9 protein-coding genes are annotated in these 11,536 nt (G+C 72.2%); 5 read left to right on the top strand and 4 right to left on the bottom strand.

The window, feature by feature from the left end:
- Positions 1–197, top strand: a 197-nt coding sequence (locus tag ACGFIO_RS42765; protein WP_392836640.1) for a hypothetical protein, incomplete at its 5' end; no start/stop codon positions are given.
- A gap of 101 nt (positions 198–298) precedes the next feature.
- Here ACGFIO_RS42765 and ACGFIO_RS42760 read toward each other — a convergent pair.
- Positions 299–1,117 carry a CAP domain-containing protein gene (locus ACGFIO_RS42760; protein ID WP_392836637.1) on the bottom strand — a complete coding sequence of 273 codons (819 nt, stop codon included), beginning with the start codon at positions 1,115–1,117 and terminating at the stop codon, positions 299–301.
- A gap of 193 nt (positions 1,118–1,310) precedes the next feature.
- On the opposite strand from ACGFIO_RS42760, the gene ACGFIO_RS42755 reads away from it, so the two are divergent.
- Positions 1,311–2,267 (top strand): L,D-transpeptidase, encoded by a 957-nt coding sequence (locus ACGFIO_RS42755; protein WP_392836634.1) that lies wholly within the window; start codon positions 1,311–1,313, stop codon positions 2,265–2,267.
- Positions 2,268–2,441: 174 nt separating this feature from the next.
- Positions 2,442–5,783, top strand: coding sequence for a TIR domain-containing protein (locus ACGFIO_RS42750; protein WP_392836631.1), 3,342 nt, complete (start codon positions 2,442–2,444; stop codon positions 5,781–5,783).
- A 47-nt stretch (positions 5,784–5,830) separates the two neighbouring features.
- On the opposite strand, the gene ACGFIO_RS42745 is transcribed toward ACGFIO_RS42750, so the two are convergent.
- Both ACGFIO_RS42745 and ACGFIO_RS42740 read right to left on the bottom strand, forming a co-directional pair.
- Positions 5,831–6,379, bottom strand: coding sequence for a hypothetical protein (locus ACGFIO_RS42745; RefSeq protein ID WP_392836628.1), 549 nt, complete (start codon positions 6,377–6,379; stop codon positions 5,831–5,833).
- A 46-nt stretch (positions 6,380–6,425) separates the two neighbouring features.
- Positions 6,426–7,292 (bottom strand): NAD(P)-dependent oxidoreductase, encoded by an 867-nt coding sequence (locus ACGFIO_RS42740; protein WP_392836625.1) that lies wholly within the window; start codon positions 7,290–7,292, stop codon positions 6,426–6,428.
- 59 nt (positions 7,293–7,351) lie between these two features.
- On the opposite strand from ACGFIO_RS42740, the gene ACGFIO_RS42735 reads away from it, so the two are divergent.
- Positions 7,352–7,699 carry a MerR family transcriptional regulator gene (locus tag ACGFIO_RS42735; protein WP_392836622.1) on the top strand — a complete coding sequence of 116 codons (348 nt, stop codon included), beginning with the start codon at positions 7,352–7,354 and terminating at the stop codon, positions 7,697–7,699.
- Positions 7,700–7,719: 20 nt separating this feature from the next.
- Here ACGFIO_RS42735 and ACGFIO_RS42730 read toward each other — a convergent pair whose 3' ends face one another.
- Entirely contained in the window at positions 7,720–8,496 is a 777-nt protein-coding gene (locus tag ACGFIO_RS42730) for a phosphotransferase (RefSeq protein WP_392836620.1), read from the bottom strand.
- A gap of 106 nt (positions 8,497–8,602) precedes the next feature.
- Here ACGFIO_RS42730 and ACGFIO_RS42725 point away from each other — a divergent pair, with 106 nt between their 5' ends.
- Positions 8,603–11,362: a TIM-barrel domain-containing protein gene (locus ACGFIO_RS42725; protein WP_392836617.1), complete on the top strand. Its 2,760-nt coding sequence runs from the start codon at positions 8,603–8,605 to the stop codon at positions 11,360–11,362.
- Positions 11,363–11,536 lie beyond the last annotated feature (174 nt).

The following is an 11,536-nucleotide window of genomic DNA, read 5'->3' as shown; positions in this document are numbered from 1 at the left end:
GCCACTTCAACATCGACAACCGCAACAAAATGAACCCCCTCCCACTCACCCCCGGCACCACCACACAGATCAACTACCTGCGCTACACCATGCTCGGCACCCAAACCGCCGAAGAAGGCATCACCTGCCCGGACCTCTACGCTGGCTGCTACTACGTCGACACCGTCGAGGTCGGCGTCTACGGCACCGCGCACTGAGTTCCGGTAACTGAGAAGCGCCGGGTGGCCTGGAGGCCGCCCGGCGCTTTCCTTTGCCGTCCATGCCGGCCACGGTCCGGGAGACCGCAGGCCACCGACTGTCAGTTCACGAAGTCCTGGGTGAGCCAGACGCGGCCGTCGGAGCCGCGGGTCACGGCCAGGCCGACCCGGGTGAAGCCCGGGTTGAGCAGGTTGCGCCGGTGGCCGTCGTTGGGCGGCTGCTCGGCCAGCATCAGGTCGGTCAGGCCGTTGGCGGCGGCGAGGATCGAGGCCGGGTTGTTGGCGGCGTTGCCCTGGCCGATGTTCTCGCCGGCCGAACGCCAGCTCACGCCGGCGGCGGTGAAGCGGTCGCCCAGCCCGGCCTCGCCCGGGCACTGGTGCGACAGACCGCACCCGCCGACCATCAGGTCATTGTGTGCCTCCGAGGCGCCGGTCAGCTGCGGGCTGAGGGTGAGGGTGCCGAGTCCGTTGGCCGTACGCGCGGCGTTGATGTGCGCCAGAGCCTGGTCGATGACCGTGCCCGGGGCGGGCGGCGTGGTCTGCGGCGGGCCGGCCGGAGGGGTCGCCGGGTCGCTCGGCGGGGTCGCCGGCGGCGTGGTGGGATCGGCCGGCGGCGTGGTGGGGTCGCTCGGCGGCGCCGGCGGGTCGGCCGGGGCGCTGGTGGCCGGCGGCGCTGAGCTCGGCCGGGTCGGTCGCGGCGGGTGCGGACGCCGGGACGCTTCCCGCGCGCGTTCCTGGGCGCGCGCCACGGCCTTGGTCGCCGGGCCGAGCTGCGGGGAGGTATGGGCGGCGGCGTGCGGCCGGTGGTGGGTGGTCTGGGCCGAGGCGATGCCGGCGGCACCCGCGCCCAGCACACCCAGGGCGCAGGTGGCGAGGACGAGCAGGCGGGTGCGGGACGGCCGGCGGTGACGGGAGCGCATGGTGGTCCTTATCGATCAATGCTGCTGTTCCGGTCCTCCGCGCCGTCCGAAGGACCAGGCGTCGGTGGAGGCATCGTGGGGAGAGCCCGAACGACTCTGACCTGCGCCGACGGCCCGCGCACGTTTATTGAACAAAACTTAAAGATAAGCTGGGGCCTGGCAGTTCTTGACTGTTCGTAGCATCGTCGCAGGCATGAGAAGTTCCCGGTGGTGGCTCTCCGCGGCGACGGCGGCCGTGCTCCTGCTCCCCACGGCCTGCGGCGACGACAAGGCCGGCGGCACCTGGGAGGGCGGCGGAGCGCCCGCGTCCGGCCCGGCCCCGGCCGCCTCGGCCCCGGCCGGCCCGTCCGCCTCGCCCACCCCGACCGGCAAGCCGGTGCACATCCGGCTGCTGCAGGGTGACGGGTCGACCTGGGGCGTCGGCATGCCGATCATCGCGTACCTGTCGGCCAAGGTCACCGACGCGCACGCGTTCGCGGCGGCCGGCCAGGTCACGGTCGACGGGCAGCCGGCCGGGGGCGCCTGGTACTTCCAGCGGTCGGCGATCTACAAGGGCTATCCGCTCGAGGCGCACTATCGCACCGAAAAATACTGGCCCGCCCACGCCAAGATCCACCTCGACCTGGCCGCCAAGGGTCAGCCGGCCGGGAAGGGCCTGGTCTTCGACAACAGCCTGACCCTGGACATGAACACCGGCGCCGCCAACATCACCAAGGTCGACGGCAAGACCAAACGGATGACCACCACCTCCGACGGCAAGCAGGTGTTCCAGTTCCCGGTGTCGCTGGGCAAGGCGAGCACCCCCACCTTCGGCGGGACCAAGGTGGTGATGGAGAAGGACAAGGTCCAGCGCATGACCGGACCGGGGTACGACCTGAAGGTGCCCTGGTCGGTGCGGATCACCAACTCCGGGGAGTTCCTGCACTCGGCCAGCTGGAACGGCGGCAACATCGGGCAGCGCAGCACGTCGCACGGCTGCACCAACCTGAACACCAACGACGCCAAGAAGTTCTTCGACTTCGCCCAGGTCGGCGACGTGACCGTCTATACCGGTACGGGCGGGCCGACGATGCCCAGCTGGGACGGCTACGGCGACTGGAACGTGGCCTGGCCGACCTGGCAGGGCGGCGGCGCACTGAAGACCACGTAGAAAGCGGCGCCCCGAAGAACACCTGGAAAATAGGAACCGGGCATCCACGGGGGAAGATGCCCGGCTCGCAAAGATGAGATCACGAACCACGCTCGATCGCAACGGCGGTGTTTCCGCTGATCGTGTCTCGTGGAGTATCGTTCCCGGCCGATCACGCCGAGCACGGGGACAGTTATGCCGTTCGATGGGTTCATCTCGTACAGCCATGCCGCCGATGGCCGGCTCGCGCCCGCCATCCAGCGCGGACTCCACCGGTTGGCCAAACCATGGCACCGCCGCCGGGCGTTGTGGATCTTCCGGGACCAGACCGGGCTGGCGGTCACGCCGAAGCTGTGGACCTCGATCCAGGAGGCGATGGACGGCTCGCAGTACTTCGTGCTGCTCGCCTCGCCCGAGGCGGCGCGGTCGCCCTGGGTGAACCGCGAGATCGAACACTGGGTGGCGACCAAGTCCCCCGACCGCATCCTCCCGGTCGTCACCGACGGCGAATGGTGCTGGGACGCCGGCCCCGGTGACTTCACCGCCGCCTCGACCGCGGTGCCGGACGCTCTACGCGGCGTGTTCGCCGAGGAGCCGCTCTACCTCGACCTGCGCTGGGCCCGTGACGACCTGCACCTGAGCCTGCAGCACGCCCGCTTCCGCGACGCCATCGCCCAGCTGGCCGCCCCCATGCACGGGGTGAGCAAGGACGACCTGGAGGGCGAGGACGTACGCCAGCACCGGCGTACCCGGCGCCTGTCCTTCGTGGCCGTGGCCGCCCTGGTGACGCTGGCCCTGGTCGCCTCGCTGACCGGGGTCGTCGCCGTGCATAACGCCGACCGGGCCACCGACTCGGCCCACGAGGCCCTCCGGCAGCAACAGGTGGCGGCCGAGCAGCGCACCACGGCCGAGCGGGCCACCGGGGAGGCGCAGCGCCAGCAGGAGAACGCCGTCGTCATGGAGGGCCGGGCGGCGGCCGCCGCGGACGAGACCGAACGCCAGAGGGAGCTCGCGGCCACGCAGCGGGCACTGGCCCGGGACGCCTCCGCCGAGGCGCGGCGCGAGCAGGCCAACGCCGGCCGCTACCAGGCCAACGCCGACCGGCAGAAGGCCAACGCGGCCCGGCAGCAGAAGCTGGCCCGCGACGCCGGCCAGGACGCCGACCGGCAGAGGGCCGAGGCCGACCGGCAGAAAGCCAACGCCCAGGCCCAGCAGGAGCTGGCCGACCAGGCCGCCCGGCGGGCCGACGAGCAACGCGAGCTGGCCGAGAAGTACCAGAGGGAGGCCGCGGAGGCCGACCTGGAACGGCAGAAGCAGGAGAAGCTGGCCAAGGAGGCGCAGGAGGAGGCCCGCCGGATCAGCGCGGCGGCCGACCTGCAGCAGCGCACCGACATCAACCGCCGGCTGCTGGACCGGGCCCGGGCGATGATCGGCGACGATCCGAACAAGGCCCTCCGGCTCGGGGTGGCCGCGCACCGCCTGCTGCCCGACGCCCCGACCGGCGAGCAGCTGGCCCACCTGGTCATGTCGTCGCACTACGGAGCCACGCTGAGCGACGCGACCGACGCGACGTTCGTCGCCGGACAGGTGGTCGCCACCGCCGGTCCCGGTGGGAAGGTCACCCTGTGGAACGGCGCGGACCTGGCCCGGCCGGTCCGGATCACCTCGGTGCCGGTCGGCGGCGCCGGGGCCAAGACCCTGGCCGCCGGTCCCGACGGTCACCTGCTCGCGATCTGCGACGGCGGCGCCGAGGCGACGGTGTGGGACGTGAGCGACCCGGCCCACCCGAAACGCGCGACGACGCTGGCCGACCCGGTCGGGATCACCGACGTGTCGATCGGCCCCGACGGGCACACCGTGGCCACCGGCAACCGTGAACGCAACACCACCCTGTGGGATATTTCCGGCGCGGATCCGGTCGTGCTGTCGACGTTGCCGCAGGCCTACCAGCTGAGGTGGGGGCCGGACGCGCGGGCCGCGGTCGCCACCGGAGCGTCGCTGCACCTCTGGGATCTGACCGATCCCGCCCACCCGGTGCGGGGCGCCGCGCTCGACAACGAGTGGCTGCCGCGTGGCCCCGCCGTCCGCTTCGCGGTCAACCCGAAGCGGCACGTGGTCGCGGTCGAGGACGCCGGGCACGGCCTGCTCTTCTGGGACGTGACGAATCCGGCCGAGCCGGAAATCGGTTCGATGGAGACCTTCCCGGTGGAGTACGGGCTCGAGATCGCGTCGATCGCGTTCAGTCCCGACGGAGCCACCTTCGCCCTGGGGGACTCGATCGGGCGGACCACCGTGTCGACCATGGCCGGCACCGACTGGCCGTGGCGCTCCACGACGCTCGCCACCGTGACCGTCCCCGGCGCCCCGGTCGGTCCGATCTCGATGTCCCAGGACGGGCGATCGGTGATCACCGTCGGCGACCGCCGGACGGCGACGCTGTGGAGCGTCCGGGGCCGGTTCAGCCGGGACGCGGCGGCGACGCTGCCGGGCCCGTACCCCGGGACGATCGTGGGGTTGAACTTCGGCGCGGGCGGCCGGTCCCTGCTCGTCGCCGGCTACAGCGGCAACGCCGTCCCGTTCGACCTGGCCGACCGGGCGCACCCGGTGCGGCATGACAACGTCTCGCTGAAGAACGGCCTGGCCGAGAGCGTCACCGCCAGCCGCGACGGCCGTACCGTGGCGGTGGCCGGATCGAACGGCACGGTGAAGCTGCTCGACGTTTCCCGCTCCGGCGACCCGGCCGAGCTGGCCACGATCCCCGACGCGGCCGGCGTAGCCGCGGTGGCGTTCAGCGCCGACGGGAGCGTCGTGGCCGTCGGCCAGAGCGAGGGCCGCACGACGCTGTGGAGCCTGGCCGACCGTACCCATCCGGTCCGGCTGGCCGAACTCCCCCAGACGCCGGACGTCGCGTCCCTCGCGTTCAGTGCCGACGGGCGGGCGCTGGCGGTCGGTGAGCACGGCACCATGTCGCTGTGGAGCCTGGCCGACCGGTCCACGCCGGAGCGGCTCAGCTCGATCCCGCTGACCGCCGACGGCCCGTTCACCGTCGATTCGCTGGCGTTCAGTCCCGACGGGCGCACCCTCGCCGCCGCCACCACCGCCAGCGGGACGATCATGCTGTGGGACAGCGCCGACCTGTCCCGGCCCCGCCGGATCGCCACGCTGCCGGCCCACGCCACCGATGTGTTGTGGGTGACGTTCGGCCCCGACGGGCACACGCTCTTCTCGGCCGGCGGGGACGACTCGCTGGTCCTGTGGGACGTCGCCCGACCCGACACACCGATCCCCTACGCCACCCTGAAGAGTCCGGACCTGCAGGCCTACAACGTGGCGCTCAGCCCGGACGGGCGCACCCTGGCCTCGGGCGGCACTCTCAACCAGAAGATCCCCCGGGTCGTCACCCTCTGGGACACCACGGTGCCGAAGGATCTGGCGGCCGACCCCGCCGGCACCGCCTGCGCCATCGCCGGTCGCGGGCTGAACGCCGGCGAGTGGGCCAGCTACATTCCCGAGCTCGACTATCGGGCCACCTGCTGAGGCGTGCCGTCCACTCCGGCCTCCACCGGCGGCTGAGCGCGTGGTGGTCAGTGCCCGCTACGGAGGACCTTGCTCGTCGCGCCCGAGGTGACGCTGAGCGACCAGCCGGTCCGCGTGGACACCAGGTCGGCCCGGGTCACCTTCGGGCCGCGCGGCTCCGGGCAGGGCTGACCGACGGCCGGCGCGACCGAGGTGCCGGAGATTCCGGCGTACGGACCGACGATCTTGAACCCGGAGAGCCGGCGCCGCCCGGCGTATCCGGTGGACGCACCCCGGCCCGCGTCGCGCACGACGACGTCGGTCAGCTCGAACCGGCCGAACTCCCGCTCGTGCACGACCGGGAACGGCCCCTCGCCGCACCACACCGAGTAGGTGTCGCGGGTCCAGAAGTCGTGGTTGAAGACCAGCCCGGCGGCGCGGGCGGCCAGCACCCGGTCGCTCCACCCGAACGCCCGCCGGACGTCGGTGGCGGCGGCGAAACCGGTCTGGGCCGCCGGGTCGTACCGCACCGACGCGGCCGCCGGTCCGGCGTACCCGAGGCCGGCGACGAGAGTCGCACCGGAAACAGCGACCTGGACAATGCGGCGCGCGAACATCTCTGATCCGACTCCTGAGGCGTTGAGCTGCGGGGTTCTACCAGGCTCAACGATCTTGGCGACCGGACGGCGCGGGGGTCAGCAGCCGCGCCAGCCGCGCGTAGCTGTCACCGCCGTGACCGGCCGCGACGGCGCCGTCGATGATCGCCTGCACGGCCCGCAACGGTCCGGTGTCGACACCCCGCGCCGTGGCGGCCGCGCGGACATGGGCGACGGCCGAGGCCGCCGACGCGATGCTGGAGATGCCGGCGGTGAAGGTTCCGCTGGTCAGGTCGCCGGCGAACCGGTCGGCCAGGCCGGGCAGCAGGGCGCCGATCCCGGTGGCGAAGGGTGCGAACGTGGCCGGTGCGATGCCCTCGGCCTCGGCCAGGGCGAAGGCGTGGGCCAGGCCGCCGACGGACATGACGAACAGATCGAGCAGGGCCATCTCGTACGCCGCGGGCAGGCCGGGGTCCGTACCCAGGTAGGTGCTGGTGCCGCCGAAGGCCCGCAGCACGGGCAGCTCTCCCGGACCGCCGTAGAGGATGGTCGCGGCGGGCGTGCCGATGGCCGGGGCCGGCGTCAGGATCGCGCCGTCCGAGTAGTCGATGCCGCGCCCGGCCGCCCACGCCGCCATGTCGCGCGCCTCGGCGGCGTGACCGCTGCCGAGGTTGACGAGCGTGCCATCGGCGAGGTCGGCCGCGACCGCCCGGGCCGCCGCGTAGTCGAGCACACAGAGGACGGTGACCGAGGCCGACCGGGCCGCCTCGGCCGCCGTCGCAGCGAGCACGGCGCCCCGGGCGACCAGGGCTTCGGCCTTGGCCGGGGAACGGTTCCAGAGCACAGTGGGGTGACCGGCGGACAGGGACGCGGAGGCCAGGGACCGGCCCATCGGTCCGAGCCCGATGACGGCGATGGCGGGAAGTCGAGTCATGGCCGCGACGCTAAGGCTTCACGTTGACGTGAAGGTCAAGCCCTGATCTGCTCGGCGTCATGCGGATCAGCGAACTGGCCCGGGCGACCGGCACCACTCCGCGCGCCCTGCGCTACTACGAGGAGCAGGGGCTGCTCGCCCCCGACCGGCTGGCCAGCGGCTATCGCCACTACGACCCGCGGGCGGCGGCCACGGTGCGGCACATCCAGCTGCTGCTGTCGGCCGGCCTGAACACGACGATGATCGCCGAGATCCTGCCCTGCGTCCCCGACGACGTGACGGTGCTGGCCCCCACCTGCCCGGAACTGCTCGACGCCCTGGCCGGGGAGCGGGTGCGCATCACCGGAGCCATCGAGCGGCTGGAGGGGGCCCGGCATATTCTCGACCGGCTCATCGACCACCCCTGACGTCGCCTCGGCGCGCGAGGTCAGCGCGCCCAGAAGTCGTCGGGCAGCGTCTCGATGAAGGACGCCGACTCCTCCATGTAGCCCGCGACCTCCAGCATCGCGGTCGCGGCCTGGTCGCCGGCCTCGGACATCTGGCGCATGACCGCGGACTGCCGCCGGCAGCGCTGCACGATGACGGCGCCGAAGGCCTGGCGACCGGCGTCGTAGCCGTACGCGTCGAGCAGGAGATGCAGGCGGCGGGACTGGTCGGCCGGTGCGTCGAAGCCGATACCCTCGGCCAGGTGGGGCGGGCACATCGGCACCCACCACAGCGCGGTGAGGGCCAGGTCGTACTCGCGGGTCGACGGGAACGCCGAGTCCCAGTCGAAGAAGCCGGCCAGCCGGTCGCCGTCCACCACCGCCGCGTTGTACGGGCCCGCGTCCTGATGGCCGACGACCATGCCCGGCTGCATCGTGCGCCCGGTGAACCAGTGCTCGCCCGACGCCGGCACGAAACCGGCGGTCAGGTCGTGCAGGCGCCTCATCCACTGGCCGACCTGGGTCAGCATCGCGTCGGTGAAGGTCCACGCGGGCCACGGGTATCGCCCGCCGGCGGTGTCGCCGGGCATGAAGGTGATCATCTCGCGGCCCTGGTCGTCGAAGCCGCGGGCCCGGGGCGCGCCCTCGAAGCCGGCGTCCTCCAGGTGCCGCAGCAGCGCGTGCACGGTCGGGGTCCAGGGCGAGGCCCGCTTGTGGACGACGTCGCCGATCCGGGACGCGCCGACGGTGTTGCCACCCGGGAGGGTCTGCTCGGTCATCGCTGGTTTATAGCTGTCACCCGGACGATTGCGACACTCAATTTCCGCCAGGCATACCTGCATCATCCATTGACTTTCGTAACCGGCTGATGACAACGTTGTAAACGTGCGTGAACTCGATCGACGGAGGGTCGCCGCGGCGGCCGTACTGGTTCTGGTGGCGAGCGGCTCGGTGCTGGCCACATCCACCGCGGCCGTGGCCTCGGCGGCACGTCCGGGCACCGTGATCTCGGGCGATGCCCGCTTCCAGGTGCTCTCGCCGACGCTGATCCGCACCGAGTACTCCCCCGGCGGCAGATTCACCAACGGTGACACGTTCAACGTGATCGGCCGGGACGACTTCACCCCGACCGGCTTCACCAAGCGGGTCACGCACGGCTGGCTGACCATCGACACCGGCGCGGCGACGCTGCGCTACCGGGTCGGGTCCGGGCCGTTCACCGCCGACAACCTCTCCGTACGCCTGACCGCCGGCCGCCAGACCGTGACCGCCGCGCCCTGGGCCGGCAAGACCGTCCCGGAATGCGCGGCGGGCGCGCTGTGCGAGGCCGAAGGACTGGCCCTCAACGGCCTCAGCGCGGCGACCGACCACCGGGACTACACCGGCCGGGGCTTCGCGGCCGGGTTCGAGGGCACCGGCTCGTCGCTGACCTTCGCCGTCACCGCGGCGGCCACCGGCGCCCAGCAGCTCACCGTCCGGTACGCCAACAGCACCGGCGGCGACGGGCAGAACGTCACCCGGACGCTGACCGTGACGGTCGACGGCACCGCGGCCGGCACGCTCACCCTGCCGCCCACCGCCAACTGGGACACCTGGGCGACGGCCTCGATCCCGCTCGGCCTGACGGCCGGCCGGCACGAGATCAGCCTGGTCCGGACGCCGGACGACTCCGGCAACGTCAACCTGGACAGCCTGGCCGTGCTCGCGCCCGGAGCGGCGTACCCGCCGCCCGCTCCGGCCGAACCGCGGCCGTGCGCCTTCGGCGTGGTGTGTGAGGCCGACCAGGGCGCGACGACCGGCGGCGGACGGCTGGCCGACGACCACAACGGCTACTCCGGCGACGGGTTCGTGGCCGGGCTCGAACACGCCGGGGCCGGGATCGCGGTCACCGTGACCGGGGTGCCCAAGGCCGGCGACTACCAGGTGCAACTGCGCTACGCCAACGGGCCGGCCGGCAGCCAGCCGGTGCGGACCCGGACCATGACGGTCGCCGGGAACGACACCGCGCCGGTGACCGCGACGCTGCCACCGACCAGCGGATGGGACTACTGGCGGACCCGGACGGTCGTGGTGCCCTTGACCGCCGGCACCAACACCGTGACGCTGGGCTGTCCCGACGACCAGAGCTGCAACGTCAACCTGGACACGATCGCGGTCACCGCCAAGCACGGGCCGGTGCTCGCCCCGCACGCGCCGCTCGGCGGTTACCGGCGCGGGCTGGACAACGTCAACGGCGGCGCGCGCACCTACGCCGGGCTGCTCTACCAGGACGGATGGTCGCTGCTGGACGACTCGGCGACGTCGCATCAGGACGGTTACGTCTTCGCGTACGGCCAGAACTACACCCGCGCCCTGCGTGAGCTGTCCACCCTGACCGGCCCGACCAAGCTGCTGCCGAAGTGGGCCTACGGCGTCTGGTACTCGGAGTACTTCGACCGGACGGCGGCCCAGTTCCAGGACATCGTCGAGCGCTTCAAGACCGAGGGCGTGCCGCTCGACGTGCTGGTGGTGGACACCGACTTCAAGACGCCGGACAAGTGGAACGGCTGGTCGATCGACCCGACACGCTTCCCCGACTGGAAAGCCTTCGCCGGGTGGCTGCGCCGGCAGGGCGTACACACCGGTTTGAACATCCACCCGAGCATCCTCGGAAGCGACCCGAAGTTCGCCCGCGCGCAGGAAATCGCCAAGGGCAAGCTGCAGAAGGTGGGCTGCAACGGCGGTGCCGACTGCTACACCTTCGACTGGGGCGACAGCGACCAGCTGAAGGCCTACTTCTGGCTGCACGAGCAGATGGGCGCCGACGGCGTCGACTTCTGGTGGCTGGACTGGTGCTGCGACGCGTCACGCTCGTCGAAGGCCGGCGTCACGCCCGACGCCTGGATCAACCAGAAGTACGCCGACCTGACCGGATTCGCGTTCTCCCGGGCGTACGGGTCGCTGCAGGCCGGCGGCTACGGCAACCCCGGCCCGGTGGCGACCGGGCCGTGGGCCGACAAGCGGACCACCCTGCACTTCACCGGCGACACCATCTCCAACTGGGAGACGCTGCGGTTCGAGGTCGGCTACACGCCGGGCGAGTCGGCGGCCACCGGCCTGGCCGCGGTCAGCCACGACATCGGCGGGCACACGCTCGGCCTGCAGGAGCCCGGCAGCGAACCGGGCAGCACCAAACTGCCCGACGACCTGTACGCCCGGTGGGTGCAGTTCGGCACCTTCCAGCCGATCGACCGCCTGCACTCCAACCACAGCGACCGCCTGCCCTGGCAGTACGGTGCGGAGGCCGGCGCCTCGGCCAAGAAGTTCCTCAACCTGCGCCGACACCTTCAGCCCTACACGTACGCGGCGGCCACCGCGGCCACCCGCACCGGCACCCCGATCGTCCGGCCGATGTACCTGGCCTACCCCCGCGAGCAGGAGGCCTACGCCACCGCCGGCAGCCAGTACCTGTACGGCCCCGACCTGCTCGTGGCCCCGGTGACCGCGCCGGGCACGACCGCGACGACGACGGTGTGGTTCCCGCCCGGAAACTCGTGGACGGACTACTTCACCGGCCGCACGTACGCCGGCGGCACCACCGCCGCGGTCACCACCACGCTGGACACGATGCCGGTCTTCGTCCGCTCCGGCGCCCCCAAGCCGTAGCCCCCGCCCCGCCCCGCCACCAGATTCCGAAGTGGTAGCCCAGGGCGGTGTCCGAGCCCCCGACACCATCCTGGGCTACCACTGAGGTTCGAAGTGGTAGCCCAGGGCGGTATCTGAGCCCGCGATACCGCGCTGGGCTACCACTTTTGCTGGAACGGCGGCGACCAGGCAGCC

The sequence above is a fragment of the Actinoplanes sp. NPDC049265 genome (assembly GCF_043197135.1).
Lineage (GTDB): Bacteria > Actinomycetota > Actinomycetes > Mycobacteriales > Micromonosporaceae > Actinoplanes.
Note: the sequence above shows the minus strand (reverse complement) of the source record. Positions and strands in the feature narration are given on the sequence as shown.